This window comes from Brevibacillus sp. WF146 (assembly GCF_001673705.2).
Classification (GTDB): Bacteria; Bacillota; Bacilli; order Brevibacillales; family Brevibacillaceae; genus Brevibacillus; species Brevibacillus thermoruber.
In genome coordinates, this window is record NZ_CP109943.1 from 1,782,357 (window position 1) to 1,801,554 (window position 19,198).

The window sequence follows — 19,198 nt, forward strand, 5'->3', positions numbered from 1 at the left end:
CGATGAAAGGATGGACGGGGCCGTCATGGCAATCAAGCTGATCAATATCGGGTTTGGCAACATCGTCAACGCCAACCGCATCATATCCATCGTCAGTCCCGAATCAGCGCCGATCAAGCGGATCATCCAGGAAGCGCGCGACCGCAACATGCTGGTGGACGCGACGTACGGGAGGCGCACGCGGGCGGTCATCATCACGGACAGCGATCACGTCATCCTGTCCGCGGTCCAGCCGGAAACCGTGGCGCAGCGGCTGACGACAAAAGACGACGAATCGGACGAATAGGCAGGAGTGAAGACATACGATGGGCGATAGCGGTCTCCTTTTGGTTCTTTCGGGGCCGTCTGGCGTCGGCAAGGGAACGGTCTGCAAAGCGCTTCGCGAGCGCATGCCGGATCTGGTCTATTCCGTTTCCGCCACCACGCGGGCGCCGCGGGCCGGAGAAGTGGAAGGGGTTAACTACTTTTTCAAAACAAAAGAAGAGTTCCGCCGGATGATCGAGCAGGACGAACTGCTGGAGTGGGCGGAATACGTCGGCAATTACTACGGTACGCCGCGCCTGTTTGTGGAAGAGATGCTGGCAAAAGGGCGTGACGTGATTCTGGAAATCGAAGTGCAGGGCGCCCTGCAGGTGAAGAAAAAGTTTCCCCAGGGGGTTTTTCTGTTCCTCGCGCCGCCCGATCTGGCCGAACTGGAAAACCGGATCGTCGGACGGGGAACGGAGACGGAAGAGACGATCCGTCACCGCATGGAGATGGCCCGCCAGGAGATCGAGCTGATGGATCAGTACGACTACGTGGTGGTCAACGACGTGATCGACTGCGCCTGCGAACGCATCCGGTCGATCATCACCGCCGAGCACTTGAAAAAGGAACGCCAAATTCACAAGTACCGCAAATGGCTTGAGGAGGTCAAATAATCCATGCTGTATCCGTCGATTGACAAACTGACCGAAAAAGTGGAAAGCAAGTACACTCTGGTCACCATCGCGTCCAAACGCGCCCGCCAGCTTCGCGAAAACAGCGCCGTTCAGGTGGAAAAACCGAAGTCCAAAAAGTTCGTCGGCCTGGCGCTGGAAGAGCTGATCGCCGACCAGGTCATCTACGAATACACCGACGTCCGCAAATAAGAGCGGCCTTGTTACCGCGTTTTTGCTTACAAACAACCTCACGCAGGTTGTTTTTTTTCGCAGCGGCACCGGTCTTTCGTCGTGACGGACGCAACCACACCGGTCTGGCCGTTTGGCAGACCGACTAAAAAGGGAGGACAACCGAGACATGCTTCCTCTGCAAGGAAAACGAATCGTGCTGGGCGTTTCGGGAGGCATCGCCGCGTACAAGGCGGCGGCGCTGACCAGCAAGCTGACCCAGGCGGGAGCGCAGGTACACGTCATCCTGACGGCGAGCGCCATGCAGTTTGTGCAGCCGCTCACCTTTCAGGCGCTCTCCCACCAGCAGGTGTACACCGACATGTTTCAGGAGCCGGACCCCGCGGTGATCAGCCACATCGAGCTGGCCGACCGGGCCGACCTCGTGCTGATCGCCCCCGCCACGGCCAACGTCATCGGCAAAATGGCGAACGGCATCGCCGACGACATGCTGACGACGACCGTTCTCGCCACCAAAGCGCCGGTGATGCTGGCTCCGGCGATGAACGTCAACATGTACGGCCATCCCGCGGTGACGGCCAACATGCGGCGGCTGGCGGAGTACGGCTGTCGCTTCGTCGAGCCGGGCGAAGGCTTGCTGGCATGCGGCTGGATCGGCAAAGGGCGGTTGGCCGAACCGGAGGAGATCGTCGAAGCGGTCATCCGCCTGTTTGCCGAACAGAAGGAGAACCCCCGCGACCTCGCCGGCAGACGGGTGCTGGTGACGGCGGGGCCGACGCGGGAAAAAATCGACCCGGTCCGCTACATCACCAACCACGCCTCCGGCAAGATGGGATATGCCATCGCGGAAGCGGCGCGGGACAGAGGGGCGGACGTGGTGCTGATCAGCGGGCCGACGTCGCTGCCCAAGCCGGCCGGTGTCGAGTTTGTCCCGGTGGAATCGGTGCAGGAGATGTACGACGCGGTCATGCGGTATTTGCCGGACGCCGACATCGTGATCAAGTCGGCGGCGGTATCCGACTACCGGCCGAAGACGGTCCATGCGCATAAGATGAAAAAAGGAGACGGCCCGCTGGTGCTGGAGCTGGAAAAGGCGCCGGACATCCTGCAGGAGGTGGGCCGGCGGAAGACGGACCAGTACGTGGTCGGCTTTGCGGCCGAGACGCAGGACGTGCTGGCCCACGCGAAGGCCAAGCTGGAGCGGAAAAACCTGGACATGATCGTGGCCAACGACGTGCTGATGGAAGGCGCGGGCATGGGCAGCGACACCAACATCGTCACGCTGCTGACGCGGGAAGGGGAGCAGGCGGCGCTGGAAAAGCTGAGCAAGCGGGACGTGGCGGACAAACTGTTCGACGCGATCCTGGTCAAAATGGCGCACCGGCCGCTGTCTGACGCGTTATGATCGCCCGGATCGTGGTGGACGTGCCGGTCAACCGCACCAACCGCCCGTTTGACTACCGGATACCGCCCTGGCTCCGTCCACTGGTGCGGGTCGGCAGCCGCGTGGTCGTGCCGTTTGGCCCCCGGAAGCTGCAGGGGTATGTGGTGGACGTAACCGACCAGCCGGAGGAGGCGGCCGCGGCCGGACGGCTTCGGGATGTGGAACAGGTGCTGGACGATACGCCGCCGCTGACCGCCGAGCTGATTCGCTTGGGCGAGTGGATGTCCCGCCAGTATTTGTGTCCGTGGGTGACGGCGATGCAGGCGATGATTCCCGCCGTGCTGAAGGGCCGATCGGAAAAGTGGCTGGCGGCCACCGACCTCTTGGATGAGACGGCCTGCGGACAGTCCGCCCTGCTGTGGGACGTGTACCGAAAGCGGCAGCTGCCGCTCGCCGAGGCGGAAAAGCGCTTTCCCGACGAGGCGATGCTGGTGCCGGGGTGGATCGCAAGCGGCCTGTTGGCGACGGAATACCAGGTGAGGGACCGGATCACCCGCAAGCAGCAGTCGTTTGTCCGCTGCCTGCTGGAGGGAGCGGAGCTGGCTTCCGCGATCCGCTCCCTGCCGGCGCGGGCGGAGCAGATGCGGCGGGTGCTGGAGCTGTTTGCCGCGCACGAGGGGCAGTCGTTTTCCGTGCAGACGCTGCGAGACGAGCTGGGCATCACCCGCTCCCCGTTGAAAAGTCTGGAGCAGCGGGGCTGGGTCGCGATCGAGCAGGTGGAGGTCTACCGCGACCCGTATGCGCACAAGCGCTTTGCCGGCGGTGAAAAGCCGTCCTTCACCCCGCAGCAGGAGGCGGCGCTGAAGCCGATTTGCGATCAGATCGAAGCGGGCGCGTACGGTGCGTTTTTGCTGCACGGGGTGACCGGCAGCGGCAAGACCGAAGTGTACCTGGAAGCGATCGAACGGACGCTGGCCGCGGGGCGGGAGGCGATTTTTCTCGTTCCCGAGATCAGCTTGACGCCGCAGATGGTGGAACGGTTCAAGGCGCGGTTCGGGGCCGACGTGGCCGTGCTGCACAGCGCGCTTTCCCAGGGAGAGCGGTACGACGAGTGGCGCAAAATCATCCGCCGGCAGGTAAAAGTGGTGGTGGGGGCGCGCTCGGCCGTGTTTGCCCCGTTTCAAAACGTCGGGCTGATCGTGATCGACGAGGAGCACGAGAGTTCCTACAAACAGGAGGAGACGCCGCGCTACCACGCGCGGGAGGTGGCGCTTTGGCGGGCGCGGGAAAACGGCGCCGTGGTGCTGATGGGCAGTGCCACGCCTTCCCTGGAGACGTACGCGCTGGCTGCCCGCGGCCGCTACACGCTCCTGGAGATGCCGGAGCGGGTCGGCAGCCGGCCGCTGCCGCGCGTCCACGTCGTCGACATGCGGGAGGAGCTGCGCGCGGAGAACCGGTCGATGTTCAGCCGCCTGCTGTACGAGATGATCGGCGACAGGCTGGCCAAACAGGAGCAGATGGTGCTGTTTTTGAACCGGCGCGGCTTTTCCACCTTTGTCATGTGCCGCTCCTGCGGCTACACGCTCCGCTGCGTGCACTGCGACATTTCGCTGACGTACCACAAGACCAACCACACCGCCCGCTGCCACTACTGCGGCTATACGATCGTGCAGCCCGCCCACTGCCCGGAGTGTCAGAGCGAGCACATCCGCTTTTTCGGGACGGGCACGCAAAAAGTGGAGGCGGAGCTGGCCCGGCTGTTCCCGGGCATTCGCGTCATCCGCATGGACGTGGACACCACCTCCCGCAAAGGGGCGCACGAGGAGCTTCTGCACAAGTTTCGCACCGGGCAGGGAGACGTGCTGCTGGGCACGCAAATGATTGCCAAGGGGCTGGACTTTCCCCGCGTGACGCTGGTCGGCGTCATCGCGGCGGACACGTCGCTGCACCTGCCCGATTTCCGCGCGGCGGAAAAGACGTTCCAACTGCTGACCCAGGTGGGCGGACGGGCCGGGCGGCACGAACTGGAAGGGGATGTGGTCATCCAGACCTACACGCCGGAGCACTACAGCATCGTCCATGCCACCCGGCACGACTACCCGTCGTTTTACCGCGAGGAGATGATGCAGCGCAGGCGGACCGGCTATCCGCCGTACTACCGGCTGGTGCTGCTCACCTTTTCGCATGAAGAGGTGCCCGTCGTCATCCGGGCGGCTCATACCGTGGCCGATTTTCTCCGGCCGCGGCTGGCGGAGACGACGATCCTGCTGGGACCGGTGGCGTCGCCGATTCCGCGGATCAAAGATAGATTTCGGTTCCAGATCATGTTAAAATATCGGGATGAGCCTCGGCTGTCCGACCTGCTGGCCCAGGCCGTGGACGTCTTTGAAGAAGGGAACAAACAGCAGAAGGTGCTGATGACGATCGACGTCGATCCGCACGTACTGCTTTAGGGAGGATTACAACCAATGGCTATTCGCACAATCGTCAAACACCCTGATCCGATCCTGCGGGAAAAAGCGGCAGTGGTCACCAAATTCAACGCCAACCTGCACAAGCTGCTGGACGACATGGCGGAGACCATGTACGACGCGGACGGCGTCGGCCTGGCCGCGCCCCAGGTGGGCGTTTCCAAGCGCGTCATCGTCATGGACTGCGGGGACGGCCTGATCGAGGTGGTCAATCCGGAGATCATCGCCTTCGAAGGGGAGCAGTTCGACTACCCGGAAGGCTGCCTCAGCATCCCCGGTCTGCGCGGCGATGTGCGCCGTCACAAATGGATCAAGCTCAGGGGACAGGACCGGTACGGCAATGTGTTTGAAATGGAAGCGGACGACCTCTTGTCCCGCTGCGCCCAGCACGAAATCGACCATCTCAACGGCGTCCTGTTCATCGACATCGCCGACCGCGTCTATCCGATCAGCAAGGAAGAGGAAGGGGAATAAACCGTTTTGAAAGACGTGCGCATACTGTTTATGGGAACGCCCGACTTTGCCGTCCCCAGCCTGGACGCGCTGGCGGCGGAGGGATACCGGGTCGTCGCCGCCGTGACGCAGCCTGACCGGCCTGTGGGGCGCAAGCAGGTGCTGACGCCGCCGCCGGTGAAGGAAGCGGCGCTGCGCCTCGGCATCCCGGTGCTGCAGCCGGAGAAGATCAAGGCGGACGAGGCGCTGGCACGGGTGCTCGCGCTGGAGCCTGATCTGATCGTGACGGCCGCGTACGGCCAGATTTTGCCGAAGCGTTTGCTGGACGCGCCCCGCTACGGCTGCATCAACGTGCACGCCTCGCTCCTGCCCAAGTACCGGGGAGGAGCGCCGATCCACAAGGCGATTGTGGAGGGCGAAACCGAGTCGGGCGTGACGATCATGTACATGGTGGAGGCGCTGGACGCGGGCGACATGCTCTCCCGCGTGGTCGTGCCGATTGACGAACGGGATACGGCCGGCACCCTGTTTGACAAGCTGGCGGCTGCCGGCGCCAAGCTGCTGGTGGAGACCGTGCCGAAGCTGTTGGCCGGAGAGATCGTGCCTGAGCCGCAGGATCACGAGGCCGCGACGTATGCGCCTACGCTCAAACGGGCGGATGAGCGGGTCGACTGGACCCGGACGGCGCGGCAGGTGTACAACCAGGTGCGCGGCCTCAACCCCTGGCCTGTCGCCTTTACCACCTATGGCGGCAAGGTGTGGAAGCTCTGGTGGGTGGACATGCAGGCGGACGACGGTCAGTTGGCGGAGCCCGGCACGATTGTCGCCCGGGAAGAGGACGGGCTGGTCGTGGCTTGCGGCAGCGGCGCGGTGAAGATTACCGAACTGCAGCCGGAAGGAAAGAAGCGGATGAGCGCGCGCGACTTTTTGCGCGGCGCAGGCAGCGGCATTGAAATCGGCACAAAGGTAGGAGAATAACACGTGGCATACAAGGGAGCGCGCGAGATCGCCCTGGACGTCCTGAACAGGGTGGAGCAACACAAGTCGTACAGCAATCTGGAGCTGAAGCACGTCCTGGAGCGCGGGGAGCTGCGCGCTCCCGACGCCGGACTGGTGACGGAGCTGGTCTACGGCACGATTCAGCGGCGGCTGACGCTGGACGAGGTGCTCGCCCACTTTGTCCGCGGCAAAAAGGTGCAGCTTTGGGTGCGCAACCTGCTGCGGCTCAGCCTGTACCAGATTCGCTACCTGGACCGGATTCCGGCGCGGGCCGCGGTGCACGAAGCGGTGGAGATCGCCAAGCGGCGAGGGCACCAGGGCATCGCGTCGATGGTAAACGGCGTGCTGCGCAACGTGCTGCGGCAGCCTGACGTGTGGGAGCGCCTGCCGGAGGGAGACGCTGCGCGCCGGCTGGCGGTAGAAGAGTCCCACCCGGAATGGCTGGTGCGCCGCTGGGTCGAGACGTACGGCGAAGCGGAGACGCGGGCCATCTGTGCGAGCAACAACCGCCCCCCGCGGGCGTCCGTTCGCGTCAATACGCTGAAACTGACGCGGGACGAACTGCTGGAACGGCTGCGGGAGGAGTATCCGGACGCCGCCCCGTCGCCGCTCAGCCCGCACGGCATCCTGTTTCCCGGCGGGCATGCGGCGGGGACCCGCTGGTTCCGCGAAGGGTACTTCACCGTGCAGGACGAAAGCTCCATGCTCGTCGCGCCGGCGCTGGCCGTCCAGCCGGGCATGCGGGTGCTGGACGCCTGCGCCGCTCCGGGTGGAAAGACGACGCATCTGGCGGAGCTGATGCAGAACCGGGGAGAGATCGTGGCGAGCGACGTCCATCCGCACAAGCGGGAGCTGATTGCGGAGAACGCCGACAGGCTGGGCATCACGATCATTACGCCGATCACGAGCGACGCGCTCGAACTGCCGGACAAGGGACTGGGCGCGTTTGACCGGATTCTCCTGGACGCGCCGTGCTCCGGATTTGGCGTGATCCGGCGCAAGCCTGACCTGAAATGGAACAAAACCCCGGCCGACGTGGAGGCGATCGCCGACCTGCAGTACCGGCTGCTGGAACGGGTGGCGGGGATGCTGGCGCCGGGCGGCCTCCTGGTGTACAGCACCTGCACCATCGAACCGGAGGAAAACCAGTCGGTGGTGCGCCGGTTTGTGGCCGAGCATCCGGAGTTCGCGCTGGACGAAACGCTGGCCCAGGACCTGCCGACAGCGGCGCGGGAGCGTCTGGACGGCCGCGCGGGATACGTGCAGGTGCTGCCGCATCACTTTGACAGCGACGGATTTTTTATCGCCCGTCTGAAACGAAAAGGGTAGCGTGAAGGGGTGGCACTCCGTCAGCGGATGGCCGCTCCTTCGCTGTTGTTTGCGTCCCTGCCGTTTGGTTTACACTAGGAAAAGCGACGCATATTGCGCGGTTGGCGCCATTTCCTGTTTGATGCGGCGCGCGATGCAAGGTACAATGATAGAATGATGATTTCTCGCTATGCCACTACTTGAGGATGTGAACATACAAATGCCATTTTCATCGTATACGGGCGAAAAACCGCTCATTTACAGCCTGACCCAGGACGAGTTGAAAGAGTGGCTCGTCGGGGCGGGAGACAAGGCGTTTCGCGCCCAGCAGATTTTTGACTGGCTGTACGTCAAGCGCGTCCATTCGTTTGACGAGATGACCAACCTGTCCAAGGATCTGCGGCAAAAGCTGAACGAAACCTTCCGCATCGATCCACTGCGGGAAATTACGCGCCAGGTGTCACAGGACGGAACCGTCAAGTTCCTGTTCCAACTGGCGGACGGCCACGCGATCGAGACGGTGATCATGCGGCACAACTACGGCAACAGCGTCTGCGTCACCACCCAGGTGGGCTGCCGCATCGGCTGCACGTTCTGCGCCTCCACCCTGGGCGGTCTGAAGCGCAATCTGGACGCCGGCGAGATCGTCGCCCAGGTGCTGATGGCCCAGCGGAAGCTGGACGAAGAAGGAGAGCGCGCCAGCCATGTCGTCGTCATGGGCATTGGCGAGCCGTTCGAGAATTTCGACAACCTGATCGCCTTCCTGCGGATTATCAACGACAACCGCGGACTGAACATCGGGGCCCGCCACATCACCGTTTCCACCAGCGGAATCGTGCCCAAGATCTACGAATTTGCGGACAAGGGAGGCCAGGTGAACCTGGCCATCTCCCTGCACGCCCCCAACACGGAGCTGCGAACCAAGCTGATGCCGATCAACCGGGGCTTCCCGCTCGAGAAACTGCTGGAGGCCTGCCGCTACTACATCGCCAAGACGGGCCGCCGCATCAGCTTTGAGTACGGCTTGTTCGGAGGGAAAAACGACCAGCCCGAGCACGCGGAAGAACTGGCCGACCTGATCGGCGACATGCTCTGCCACGTCAACCTGATCCCGGTCAACTACGTGCCGGAGCGCGATTACGTGCGTACCCCGCGCAACGAAATCTTCCGGTTCAAACGCATTTTGGAGGAGAGAGGGATCAACGTGACGATCCGCCGCGAGCACGGCAGCGACATCGCGGCCGCGTGCGGACAGCTCCGGGCACAATACGCAAAGGAAACCGCGGGGTGATCTCATGGAAATTGCGATGAAATCACATGTCGGCCGCGTCCGTCAGGTCAACGAGGACTACTTCGCCTGCATTGCCGACCTGAACGGGCGCGTTCTGGCCGTGGTCGCCGACGGCATGGGCGGCCACCAGGCTGGCGATATCGCCAGCCGCCTCGCCGTTGAGCGAATAGTAAAAGAACTGCGTCATCTGGACAGCGAACTGAGCGGGGAAGACGCCCGCGAGCGGCTGATGCACGCGCTCCTCATGGCCAATGAGGAAGTGTACCGGTACGCCCAGGAGCACCCGGAGTGCAGCGGCATGGGGACGACGATCGTGGCCGCGCTGCTGGGAGAGACCGGCGGCGTGACGGCGCACATCGGCGACAGCCGGCTGTATCATTTCAACGCGGATGGTCTGCAGTTGAAGACGGAAGACCACTCGCTCGTGCACGAACTGATGAAAAGCGGCCAAATCACGGCCGAGGAAGCCTCGGTTCACCCTCAGCGCAACGTGTTGATGCGCGCCCTCGGCACGGAGCCGGACGTGCGCATCGACCTGGGACAGTTCAACTGGTCGGAGGGCGACGTGGTGCTGCTGTGCTCTGACGGGTTGAGCAACAAAGTACATCATTCGGTGATGGTGGAGTGGCTGAAGCGTCCCGTATCGCTGCAGGCACAGGTGGACGGTCTGGTCGAACACGCCCTGGAGGCGGGCGGCGAGGACAACATCACACTGGTAGCTGTTCGCAACAGACCCAAGCCCGTCACCGGGCAAAGAGAGGGGTGAGCGAGATGGAAGGTCAACGACTGGGGGGACGATACCAACTGGAAGCCCGCATCGGCGGGGGCGGAATGGCCATCGTGTACAAGGCGAAGGATCTGGTCCTGAACCGTCAGGTGGCGGTCAAAGTGCTGCGTTCGCAGTTCGGAACGGACGAAGATTTCGTCACCCGTTTCCGGCGGGAGGCGCAGGCGGTGGCCAGCTTGTCTCACCCCAACGTGGTCGGCGTGTACGACGTGGGGCAGGACGGGGATACCCACTACATGGTGATGGAGTACGTGGAAGGCTCGACGCTGAAGGATCTGATCAACCGCCACGGAGCGCTTCCGGTGGAAGAGGCCGTGCGGATTGCTGCGGAAATCTGCGACGCGCTGGACCACGCCCACCAAAACCAGATCATCCACCGCGACATCAAGCCGCACAACATCCTGATCGGGAAAAACGGACGGGTGAAGGTGACCGATTTCGGCATCGCCCGTGCGGTGACGTCCACCACCATCACGCACACCAACGCCGTGCTCGGTTCGGTCCACTACTTTTCGCCGGAGCAGGCCCGCGGTGGCGTGACGGCGGAAAAGTCGGACATTTACTCGCTGGGGATTGTGCTCTACGAAATGGTCACCGGCCAACTGCCGTTTTCCGGCGATTCGCCGATTTCCGTCGCGCTGAAGCATTTGCAGGAACCCCTGCCCGAACCGCGGCAGGTCAATCCGGACATTCCGCAAAGCGTGGAGAACGTCATTCTCAAAGCGCTGGTAAAGGACCCGCAACTGCGCTACGCCTCCGCGCGGGAGATGCTGGAGGACCTGGAGACCTGCCTCTTGCCGGAGCGGCTTGACGAGGAGAAGATCCAGTTCCCGGAAGACGACGAGCAGACGAAGGTGTATCCGGCCATCACGCCGGAGATGCTGGAAGGTCAGGGACGTCAGGGGCAGGCCGGGCAGCAGCGGCAGGAGGAAGAAACCCCGCAGCGGCGCCGATGGTGGGTCAAGCCGGCGGCGTGGGTCGGGGCGATCGGGCTGTTCATGGTCCTGGCCTTTCTCGGGTTCAACCTGGTGGTAAACCTCTTCCCGTCTGTGCCCGAAGTGCAGGTGCCGCACGTGGAAGGGACGCACCGCACCCTGGCGGAGCAGAGAATCCGCGAAGCCAAACTGGTCCCGCAGGTGGTCTACGAGCCGAGCGACAGCGTGGAGAAGGACATCGTGATCCGGCAGGACCCGGCGCCGCCGATGCGGCTGAAGGAAAACGGCATCGTCACGATCTACGTCAGCAAGGGGCAGGAAGCCGTGGAGATGCCCAACCTCGTCAACCTGAGTCGGGAGGAAGCGGAAGAGGCTTTGAAAGAAAAAGGGTTTGCCATCACGGACAATACCTTCGTGGAAAAAGAGGACGAGAAGGTGCCGGCCGGCCATGTGATCGACCAGTTCCCGCCGGCGGACGAGAAGGTCGTTCCCAACCAGACCGACGTGCGGGTGGAGATCAGCACGGGACCGCCGCAGGTAACCATTCCGGACGTGCGCGGCTATACCCTGGAAAAGGCCCAGATCGAGCTGTTCAAGAAGGGGCTTCTGGTCGACCAGCAAAACATCAGGCAGGAACCGGCCTATACGGAGACGCCGGGCATTGTCATCGGCATGCCTTCGCCTTACGAGCCGGGCACCCGGGTGACCAAGGGAACGGCGATTCCGCTGATCGTAAGCAACGGCCAATATCCGGCGGAAGCCCGGTTCGCCTCCCAGCCGATCTACATGGAGGTGCTGGACGGCGAGGGAGAAGTGTCGGTCAAGATTACGGTGAGCGACGCGCGCGGCGACAATCAGGTTGTCGTCGATGAAAAAATCACCGAGAGCAGGAATTACGACGTGCCGGTTGTGCTGTCGCCGCAGAAAAACGCCGTGATCCGTGTGTACCGCAACGGGGTGCCGGATTATCAGAAAATCACCATCACCTACGACAGTGTGCCATAAGCAGTTGGGGGGACATGGATGCCAGAAGGACGGATCGTGAAAGCATTAAGCGGATTCTACTACGTGGCCGACGGGGATCGAGTCTACCAGTGCCGGGCCCGGGGACTGTTCAAGAAAAAAGGGGCGAAAGTGAATCCGCTCGTCGGCGACTGGGTGGTGTACGAAGTCATCAGCGACGGCGAGGGGTACGTGATGGAGGTGGGCGAACGGACGAGCGAGTTGGTTCGCCCGCCCATCGCCAACGTCGATCAGGCCGTGCTCGTCTTTTCCATGGTGGAGCCGGCGTTCAGTCCGTTTTTGCTGGACAAGTTTCTCGTGCATACGGAGCACGCCGGGATTGATTCGGTGATCGTGCTGTCCAAGGCGGACCTCGCGGCGGACGATGACGTGAAAGAGGTCGTGCGCAAATACGAGAAGATCGGCTACCGCGTCATCCCCACGTCCACGGTGGACAAGCGCGGCGTCGAAGCTCTCCGCGAAGCGCTGCGCGACTCCATCTCCGTCTTCGCCGGCCAGTCGGGCGTAGGCAAGTCCTCGCTGATCAACGCCTTGTTTCCCGGCATCAGCCTGCAGACCGGCGACGTCAGCCAGAAGCTGGGGCGCGGCCGGCATACGACCCGCCACGTGGAGCTGATCCCGCTTCCCGGCGGGGGGTACGTGGCGGACACCCCCGGTTTCAGTTCCCTGGAGTTTATCGGCATCGACGAGCTCGACCTGGCGGAGGCGTTCCGCGACTTCGGTGCGCTGGGCGTCCCGTGCAAGTTTCGCGGTTGTCTGCACGTAAGCGAACCCGGCTGCGCCGTCCTCGCGGCACTGCAGGCGGGCGAGCTGGACGCCGAGCGCTACGAACACTACAAGCAATTTCGCGAGGAACTGAAAGAATACCAACGGAGGAACAAGCCATGGTAAAAATCGCACCCTCTATCCTGTCCGCCGACTTTGCCCGGCTGGGCGAAGAAATTCGCGACGTCGAGCGGGGCGGCGCCGACTGGATTCACGTCGACGTGATGGACGGCCGCTTTGTTCCCAACATCACGATCGGACCGCTGATCGTGGAGGCGATCCGCCCCGTGACCAAGCTGCCCCTGGACGTGCATCTGATGATCGAAGAGCCGGACCGCTACATCCCGCAGTTTGCCAAGAGCGGCGCGGACTGGATCACGGTTCACCAGGAAGCGTGCCGCCATCTGCACCGCACGCTGTACCTGATCAAGGAGCAGGGGGTAAAGGCGGGGGTTGTGCTCAACCCGGCCACCCCGCTGGTGACGATCGAATCGGTGCTGGAGGATCTGGACATGGTGCTGCTGATGACGGTCAACCCCGGTTTTGGCGGCCAGAAGTTCATTCACAGCGTCGTGCCGAAAATCAAAGAGCTGCGCCGGATGCTGGACGAGCGCGGACTGAACCGCGTGGAAATTGAAATTGACGGCGGTGTCAACGCGCAGACGGCCCGCCTCTGCGAGGAAGCGGGGGCCACGGTGCTCGTCGCCGGAAGCGCCGTCTTCAACCAGGCCGACCGCGCGCAGGCCATCGCGGCGATTCGCGGCTGACCCGAACTGCAACAAAAAGCCATCCTCATCGTGAGGATGGCTTTTGTCGTTTGTGGTTACTGTCCGATGATGACCCGTTCTTTCGGATAGTGGTAGCGAATCTGCCGCTCGTCCTTTTTCAGCAGGAGCAGCAGGTTGACAATCCCGATCCGGCCGATCACCATCGCGATGATCAGGATCAGCTTGCCGGACGTGCTCAGTTCGGATGTAATCCCCATGGACATTCCGGTCGTCCCGAACGCCGAGCACACCTCAAAGAAGACCTGCTGGATGGGCAGCCCCTCGATCCAGACGAGCAGGACGATCGCGGCGAAGACCAGGCTGATGGCCACAAAGAAGACGAGAAAGGAGCGCATGATGTCGTCTTCCTCCAGCTCCCGGCCGAACACCTTGACGTCTTTCTGGCCGCGCATGTAGGAGACCACCGTGGCGATCATGACAAAAAACGTGGTCGTCCGGATACCGCCCCCCACGCTGTTGGGGGAGGCCCCGATGAACATCAGCGCGGACAGCATGACCAGCGTCGGCGTGGACAGCAGGCTGACATCCATCGTCGTCAAGCCGGCGCTGCGTGTGGAGAGCGATTGAAACAGCGCGTAAAAGAGCGATTCGTGCCAGCTCTTGTCCGTAAGGAACCCGTCCCATTCAAAGAGCAGGAAAAACAGGGTGCCCGCCACGCTCAGGATCAAGTAGGTCAGCGTGGTGATTTTGGTAAACAGCGAAAAGGTAAACCGCTGGTTGAGCCGCCGGTGCGCGACGTAGTCCTTCACCTCGACCAGCACGGGAAAGCCGATGGCCCCCAAGACCATCAAGACCATGTTGATGAGCTGGAACACGTAGTCGTGGGAAAAGCCGACCAGCGAGCTTCCGTAGATGTCAAACCCGGCGTTGGTGAAGGCGCTGACCGACGCGAAAAAACCGTGAAAATAGGCCGTGTACCAATCGTCGTGGTACCCTGCCGACAAGAAGTAACTTCCCAGCATCACCGTTCCCGCCAGCTCGATGAAGATGGCGAGCAGGAGAATGCTGCGCATCAGGGAGACGAGACCGGCAAGCGTGGGGCGGTTGTGGTCGGTGGCGATCCATTTGCGCTGTTCCAGCCCGATTCGCTGCCGCAGAACCAGCCAGAAAAACGTTCCCAGCGTCATGATGCCGATGCCGCCGATCTGAAAGAGCAGGGTGAGCAGGAGAATCCCCCAGTGATTGAACACCTCGTGAATCGCGATCACGGTCAGACCCGTCACGCTGATGGCGCTTGACGCGGTAAACAGCGCGTCGATAAACGTAAGCCGGGCGCCGGGCTGGTGAAAGAACGGCAGCATCAAAAGCAGGGTGGAAATCAGCACGGCACTCAGGTAAAAGAGCACAATAATTTGTACGGAACTGAAACGACGTCGTTTGTCGGTCAAAGCCAAAGCAACTGCCTCCCGTAAAACATCATACGGACTATCATATCGAATGGGAGGGCGGTTCGCAATGCCCAAAAGAGGGCCGGGACAGCGAAGATGCCGTCCCGGCCCTGCCGTGCGTTGTTTTGTTTTCTACAAGGCTGACGGTTGGTTGGAGGTCACGTTTGACGGTTGGTTGGAGGTCACGTAGGTGCCGGCAATCAGGTCGTGGATCGCCCGCTTGTCGTCGCGGACGACGACCATGATTGCGCTGATGATCGCCGCGATCCCGAACGTCAGGCCGTAGACGATCCACATCCCGACGACCAGTCGCAGCAGCATCGTGCCGATGCCGACGGGCTCGCCGTTTACCTTGACGATGCGCACGCCCACAATCCTCTTGCCGATCGTGTAGCCGTACCAGAAGACCGGGAGCAAAAGCGAGTAGAGTATGGAAATCAGATTGGTCACAAGATTGCCTGACCAATTTCCCGTAATCCAGTAGCTGATCAAAAGCAAAGGAACTCCGAAAATGAGTCCGTCCAGCAGGTTGGCTCCCAGTCGGGCCCAAAAGCCGACCGGGTTGCTCGGCAGCGGTTTGACCGTTTCCAAGTTGCTCACCTCCTTATTGATCTTCTTTCCATTTATATGCAGAATCATGAAAATATTACAAGGTGGTGAACAAGCGCAGCAGCAGCGCGATCCGCTGCGGAATGGCGTCAATCACGACGTGTTCGTGGGGAGCGTGGGCCCCGTCGCCGACAGGTCCCAGTCCGTCCAGCGTGGGCGTGCCGACCGCTGCCGCAACATTGCCGTCGCTGGTGCCGCCGACGCCGGTCTCGGTCAAGTCCAGCCCCTCCAGGGCAGCCAGCGAGCGGGCGTGAAGAAAGAGGCGTTCCGTCTCGCCGGTCCGTTCCATCGGCAGTTTGCTGATGCTCCCCTCCACCACCAGCTCGGCGCCGGGCAGGACGGGGGAGAGCGAGCGCATCAGCCGGCTGATCCGTTCCGCTTCGGCCGACGTGCTAACGCGCACGTCTACCACGGCTTCCGCGCTGTCCGGTACGACATTGGAGGCGGTGCCCCCCTTGATCGTGCCGACGGAGAGCGTGGTGCCCGCGGCGTAATCGGTCCAGGACTGGACGGCGAGGACGTGATGGGCCAGCTCGGCGATGGCGTTGACGCCTTTGGCGTGGTCGTTGCCGGCGTGGGCCGCCCGTCCCTTTACCTTCAACACGAAATCGCCGCCGCCTTTGCGGCTGGTTTTCAACGACCCGTCTTCCGCCGCAGGCTCGAGCACCAGCGCGCATTTGCTCCGCTTCGCTTCTTCTTTGATCAGCGCCTCCGAGGACGGGCTGCCGACCTCTTCGTCCGTGTTCCAGAAAAAGACCAGCTTGCTTGCCAGCGGCAGGTTTTCGTCGATGATCGCGCGCAGGGCAAAATAGCTGAACACGATCCCCGCCTTCATGTCGTACGTGCCGGGTCCCCACGCTTTGCCGTCCTCGATGCGCCACGGCTCCCGGTTGAGCGTGCCGATCTCCTTGACTGTGTCAAAATGGCCGAGAACGAGCACCTGTTCCCGGCCGCTTCCGTATTCCAGGCGTAGTTGGCTGCCGTATTCGCGCTGTGGAATCGCCTCCACGTGGCAGCCCAGTTCGCGAAAACGGGCCGTGATGTACGCCCCGAGTCTGTCGACCGCCGCCTTGTCGTGCGTGGGTGTCTCCATTTCCACGTAGGTGCGCAGTTCTTCCAGCACATCCGGCAGCAGTCGGCGAAAATATTCGGTCCAATTCGTGTTCATACACGCCCTCCTCCTAACGGTTTCCACCTGCATGATACATCGTGGGGAAGAATACTGCCAGAGCAGGCGGCCACGTTTCCGAAAAAAAGCAGAGGGGACGTCCGGACGCGGCGGAAAACCGAAACACACCGCCTGCTGCTGCATGATAAATAAAATTTAGTTGAAATTGTTTCGGTTATGATTAAAATAAGCATTATGATGAATAAATATAAGTTGTCGGAGAAGCAGCCGGCAGCTTGGCACTTCCGCAGCCAATGATCCATGGCAAGCGAAGGTACTTTACTCACATCATGTCTAGGGGGTATTCCGATGAAAAAGACGTCCTTGTTTTCGCTCGCCGTCTCCACGCTGCTGGCGGTAGCGGTACTGGCGGGATGCGGCACCGGCAGCCAGCCTGGCGCGCAGCCCGCAGGGGAACAGCCGGCCGGACAAGCTTCCTCCGGCGGAAAGAAAACGCTGATCATGGCCACGTCGGCCGACTACAAGCCGTATGAATTCCACGACCTGTCCAGCGGCCAGGACGAGATCGTCGGTTTTGACATCGACATCGCCAAGCACATCGGCAAAGAGCTGGGCTTCGAGGTGCAGGTGGTCGACATGAACTTTGACGGGTTGATCCCCGCACTGCAAAGCAAGCGCGCCGACTTCGTCATGGCGGGCATGTCGCCGACGCCGGAACGGCAGAAAAACGTGGACTTTTCCGTCATCTACTACGACGCCAAGAACTCGATTGTCGCCAAGAAGGAGAGCAAGCTCACCAAGCCGGAGCAGTTGGCCGGCAAAAAAGTGGCCGTGCAGACCGGCTCCATTCAGGAAGAAGCGGCCAAGGAACTGGCCAAGACGATCCAGGGGCTGGAAATCGTCTCGCTGAACAAGACGGGCGAAATCATCGAAGAGGTAAAAACCGGACGCGTCGACGCCGCGATCCTGGAGGACACCGTGGCCAAGGGGTACATCGACGCCAATCCGGGACTCCAGTTCACCACGATGCCAGAAGCCGAAAAGAACGGTTCCGCCGTCGCTTTCCCGAAAGGTTCTCCGTACGTGGAGGATTTCAACAAGGTGCTCAAACAGATGCAGGAAAACGGCGAGATGGACAAGCTGATCAAGAAGTGGTTCGGCCAATAACCGGGCCCTGACAAGGAGTAGAAAACGGGCATGTTTGATTTTGCACAAATTGTGCCCTATATCCCGTTTATCTTGAACGGGATAAAGGTCACATTACAGGTAACGCTCCTCTCGGTCGTGCTGGGGTTTATCTGGGGCTCGATTCTGGCGCTGATCAAGATTTCCAACATTCGCATACTGAAATGGCTGGCGGTCGCCTACACCTCGGTGTTTCGCGGCACGCCGCTGATTCTGCAGTTGACGTTCATCTATTTTGCGACACCGCAGATATTCGGCTATAACATTTCCAAATTCGAGGCGGCCGTGCTCACCTTTACGCTCAACTCCGGTGCGTACATTTCGGAGACGATCCGCGCAGGGATTCTGGCTGTCGACAAGGGGCAGTGGGAGGCGGCCAAGGCGCTTGGCGTTCCGTACCGGCAGATGATGATCGACATCATTCTGCCGCAGGCGCTGAAAAACATCCTGCCCGCCCTGGTGAACGAAACGATCGCGCTGTTGAAGGAATCGGCGCTGGTCTCCACGATCGGGCTGGCCGACATCATGCAGAACGCCAACATCGTGAAGGGAACGATCTTCCGCTACTTCGAGCCGTACCTGATTGCCGGCGCGCTGTACTACGTAATGGTCATGCTGCTCACCTGGCTGGCGCACGGTCTGGAGAGGAGGCTCAGACGCAGTGATTAAGATTCAAAACGTAAGCAAGTCGTTCGGGTCGCTCGACGTCCTGCACGACATCTCCACCGAGATCGGCCGCGGCGACGTGGTGGCGATCATCGGTCCGTCCGGTTCGGGGAAATCGACGCTGCTGCGCTGCATCAACCTGCTGGAGACCCCGACGAAGGGCAGCATCTTCATCGACGGGGACGAGATTACCGCCCCCAAGGCGGACGTGATGAAGATCCGGCAAAAAATCGGCATGGTGTTTCAGCACTTTTACCTCTTCCCGCACATGACCGTGCTGGACAACCTGACTTACGCCCCGGTCAAGGTGAAGGGCGTGTCCAAGGAGGCGGCCGAAGCCAAGGCCCGGGACCTGCTGGCCCGCGTCGGCCTCTCCGACAAGGCGGACGTCTTTCCGGCGCGGCTGTCCGGCGGGCAGAAGCAGCGCGTCGCCATCGCCCGGTCGCTGGCGATGGAGCCGGAGATCATGCTGTTTGACGAGCCCACCTCGGCGCTCGACCCGGAGATGGTCAAAGAGGTGCTGGAGGTTATGAAAGGGCTGGCCGATTCCGGCATGACGATGGCGATCGTCACGCACGAGATGAACTTTGCCCGGGAAGTGGCCGACCGCATCTGCTTCCTCGACGGGGGACGGCTGGTGGAAGAGGCGCCGCCGGCGGAATTTTTCACCAGTCCGCGCAGCGAGCGGGCCAAACAGTTCCTGGAAAAAATGCTGTGAGGACAAGACGCTGTCCCGGACAAAACCGTGTTCAAGACGATGCCGCCGCTTGAGGGCAAACACAGCGGGGCACACCATGACGCAAGGGACGAAGCCGCGGGGCCAGAAGCGCTCCGCGGCTTTTTCTCTGCTTGCGATTTTGACAGACCGGACCGCTTCCGTTAGAATTAGCAGCAGCCGCTCTTTGGCT

At 61.8% G+C, this 19,198-nt stretch carries 19 protein-coding genes; 16 read left to right on the forward strand and 3 right to left on the reverse strand.

Annotated elements, in window-relative coordinates:
- The first annotated feature begins 25 nt into the window (after window positions 1-25).
- From remA to rpe, 13 genes are all read left to right on the forward strand, one after another.
- Complete coding sequence (gene remA / locus A6764_RS08780) at window positions 26-286, forward strand: extracellular matrix/biofilm regulator RemA (protein ID WP_015891999.1); 261 nt, start codon at window positions 26-28, stop codon at window positions 284-286.
- Window positions 287-305: 19 nt separating this feature from the next.
- Entirely contained in the window at window positions 306-920 is a 615-nt protein-coding gene (gene gmk, locus A6764_RS08785; RefSeq protein WP_029100052.1) for a guanylate kinase, read from the forward strand.
- A 3-nt stretch (window positions 921-923) separates the two neighbouring features.
- Window positions 924-1,130, forward strand: coding sequence for a DNA-directed RNA polymerase subunit omega (rpoZ, locus tag A6764_RS08790; RefSeq protein ID WP_029100053.1), 207 nt, complete (start codon window positions 924-926; stop codon window positions 1,128-1,130).
- A 148-nt stretch (window positions 1,131-1,278) separates the two neighbouring features.
- Window positions 1,279-2,514, forward strand: a complete 1,236-nt coding sequence (gene coaBC, locus A6764_RS08795; RefSeq protein ID WP_029100054.1) for a bifunctional phosphopantothenoylcysteine decarboxylase/phosphopantothenate--cysteine ligase CoaBC — start codon at window positions 1,279-1,281, stop codon at window positions 2,512-2,514.
- On the forward strand, window positions 2,511-4,946 hold the full coding sequence (gene priA / locus A6764_RS08800) for a primosomal protein N' (protein ID WP_264622483.1): 2,436 nt from the start codon (window positions 2,511-2,513) through the stop codon (window positions 4,944-4,946). The genes coaBC and priA overlap by 4 nt, the downstream gene beginning before the upstream one ends.
- A gap of 15 nt (window positions 4,947-4,961) precedes the next feature.
- The gene (gene def, locus A6764_RS08805; RefSeq protein ID WP_029100056.1) at window positions 4,962-5,438 is read left to right on the forward strand and encodes a peptide deformylase; all 477 of its coding nucleotides are present in this window, start codon (window positions 4,962-4,964) and stop codon (window positions 5,436-5,438) included.
- A gap of 6 nt (window positions 5,439-5,444) precedes the next feature.
- Window positions 5,445-6,395, forward strand: coding sequence for a methionyl-tRNA formyltransferase (gene fmt / locus A6764_RS08810; RefSeq protein ID WP_065066779.1), 951 nt, complete (start codon window positions 5,445-5,447; stop codon window positions 6,393-6,395).
- Between the two features lie 3 nt (window positions 6,396-6,398).
- Window positions 6,399-7,745 (forward strand): 16S rRNA (cytosine(967)-C(5))-methyltransferase RsmB, encoded by a 1,347-nt coding sequence (gene rsmB, locus A6764_RS08815; RefSeq protein ID WP_065066778.1) that lies wholly within the window; start codon window positions 6,399-6,401, stop codon window positions 7,743-7,745.
- A gap of 199 nt (window positions 7,746-7,944) precedes the next feature.
- A complete protein-coding gene (gene rlmN / locus A6764_RS08820; RefSeq protein WP_044899481.1) occupies window positions 7,945-9,015 on the forward strand; it encodes a dual-specificity RNA methyltransferase RlmN in 1,071 nt (356 codons plus the stop codon).
- 4 nt (window positions 9,016-9,019) lie between these two features.
- The gene (locus A6764_RS08825; protein WP_029100060.1) at window positions 9,020-9,781 is read left to right on the forward strand and encodes a Stp1/IreP family PP2C-type Ser/Thr phosphatase; all 762 of its coding nucleotides are present in this window, start codon (window positions 9,020-9,022) and stop codon (window positions 9,779-9,781) included.
- A gap of 5 nt (window positions 9,782-9,786) precedes the next feature.
- Window positions 9,787-11,742 carry a Stk1 family PASTA domain-containing Ser/Thr kinase gene (pknB, locus tag A6764_RS08830; RefSeq protein WP_065066777.1) on the forward strand — a complete coding sequence of 652 codons (1,956 nt, stop codon included), beginning with the start codon at window positions 9,787-9,789 and terminating at the stop codon, window positions 11,740-11,742.
- 18 nt (window positions 11,743-11,760) lie between these two features.
- The gene (rsgA, locus tag A6764_RS08835; RefSeq protein ID WP_065066776.1) at window positions 11,761-12,651 is read left to right on the forward strand and encodes a ribosome small subunit-dependent GTPase A; all 891 of its coding nucleotides are present in this window, start codon (window positions 11,761-11,763) and stop codon (window positions 12,649-12,651) included.
- Window positions 12,645-13,292: a ribulose-phosphate 3-epimerase gene (gene rpe, locus A6764_RS08840; protein WP_029100063.1), complete on the forward strand. Its 648-nt coding sequence runs from the start codon at window positions 12,645-12,647 to the stop codon at window positions 13,290-13,292. Before rsgA ends, rpe begins: the two co-directional genes overlap by 7 nt.
- Window positions 13,293-13,348: 56 nt before the next feature.
- Here rpe and A6764_RS08845 read toward each other — a convergent pair whose 3' ends face one another.
- From A6764_RS08845 to A6764_RS08855, 3 genes are all read right to left on the reverse strand, one after another.
- Entirely contained in the window at window positions 13,349-14,707 is a 1,359-nt protein-coding gene (locus tag A6764_RS08845; RefSeq protein ID WP_029100064.1) for a TrkH family potassium uptake protein, read from the reverse strand.
- Between the two features lie 126 nt (window positions 14,708-14,833).
- Window positions 14,834-15,292, reverse strand: a complete 459-nt coding sequence (locus A6764_RS08850; protein WP_065066775.1) for an RDD family protein — start codon at window positions 15,290-15,292, stop codon at window positions 14,834-14,836.
- Between the two features lie 55 nt (window positions 15,293-15,347).
- Window positions 15,348-16,478, reverse strand: a complete 1,131-nt coding sequence (locus tag A6764_RS08855; protein ID WP_065066774.1) for a M20 family metallopeptidase — start codon at window positions 16,476-16,478, stop codon at window positions 15,348-15,350.
- A 309-nt stretch (window positions 16,479-16,787) separates the two neighbouring features.
- Here A6764_RS08855 and A6764_RS08860 point away from each other — a divergent pair, with 309 nt between their 5' ends.
- Genes A6764_RS08860 through A6764_RS08870 form a run of 3 tightly spaced genes read left to right on the forward strand, consistent with a single transcriptional unit; the run spans window position 16,788 to window position 19,008 of the window.
- Window positions 16,788-17,606, forward strand: coding sequence for a transporter substrate-binding domain-containing protein (locus A6764_RS08860; protein WP_029100067.1), 819 nt, complete (start codon window positions 16,788-16,790; stop codon window positions 17,604-17,606).
- A 30-nt stretch (window positions 17,607-17,636) separates the two neighbouring features.
- A complete protein-coding gene (locus A6764_RS08865; protein ID WP_029100068.1) occupies window positions 17,637-18,293 on the forward strand; it encodes an amino acid ABC transporter permease in 657 nt (218 codons plus the stop codon).
- On the forward strand, window positions 18,286-19,008 hold the full coding sequence (locus A6764_RS08870; RefSeq protein WP_029100069.1) for an amino acid ABC transporter ATP-binding protein: 723 nt from the start codon (window positions 18,286-18,288) through the stop codon (window positions 19,006-19,008). Before A6764_RS08865 ends, A6764_RS08870 begins: the two co-directional genes overlap by 8 nt.
- Window positions 19,009-19,198: the final 190 nt, after the last annotated feature.

What these genes read in the sequence shown, in the direction of transcription:
- A6764_RS08855 (WP_065066774.1), bottom strand. Translation starts at nt 16,478, where the DNA reads ATGAACACGAATTGGACCGAATATTTTCGCCGACTGCTGCCGGATGTG.
- rlmN (WP_044899481.1), top strand. Translation starts at nt 7,945, where the DNA reads ATGCCATTTTCATCGTATACGGGCGAAAAACCGCTCATTTACAGCCTG.
- pknB (WP_065066777.1), top strand. Translation starts at nt 9,787, where the DNA reads ATGGAAGGTCAACGACTGGGGGGACGATACCAACTGGAAGCCCGCATC.
- rsgA (WP_065066776.1), top strand. Translation starts at nt 11,761, where the DNA reads ATGCCAGAAGGACGGATCGTGAAAGCATTAAGCGGATTCTACTACGTG.
- coaBC (WP_029100054.1), top strand. Translation starts at nt 1,279, where the DNA reads ATGCTTCCTCTGCAAGGAAAACGAATCGTGCTGGGCGTTTCGGGAGGC.
- A6764_RS08860 (WP_029100067.1), top strand. Translation starts at nt 16,788, where the DNA reads ATGAAAAAGACGTCCTTGTTTTCGCTCGCCGTCTCCACGCTGCTGGCG.
- A6764_RS08865 (WP_029100068.1), top strand. Translation starts at nt 17,637, where the DNA reads ATGTTTGATTTTGCACAAATTGTGCCCTATATCCCGTTTATCTTGAAC.
- def (WP_029100056.1), top strand. Translation starts at nt 4,962, where the DNA reads ATGGCTATTCGCACAATCGTCAAACACCCTGATCCGATCCTGCGGGAA.
- gmk (WP_029100052.1), top strand. Translation starts at nt 306, where the DNA reads ATGGGCGATAGCGGTCTCCTTTTGGTTCTTTCGGGGCCGTCTGGCGTC.
- A6764_RS08825 (WP_029100060.1), top strand. Translation starts at nt 9,020, where the DNA reads ATGGAAATTGCGATGAAATCACATGTCGGCCGCGTCCGTCAGGTCAAC.
- remA (WP_015891999.1), top strand. Translation starts at nt 26, where the DNA reads ATGGCAATCAAGCTGATCAATATCGGGTTTGGCAACATCGTCAACGCC.
- priA (WP_264622483.1), top strand. Translation starts at nt 2,511, where the DNA reads ATGATCGCCCGGATCGTGGTGGACGTGCCGGTCAACCGCACCAACCGC.
- rpe (WP_029100063.1), top strand. Translation starts at nt 12,645, where the DNA reads ATGGTAAAAATCGCACCCTCTATCCTGTCCGCCGACTTTGCCCGGCTG.
- rpoZ (WP_029100053.1), top strand. Translation starts at nt 924, where the DNA reads ATGCTGTATCCGTCGATTGACAAACTGACCGAAAAAGTGGAAAGCAAG.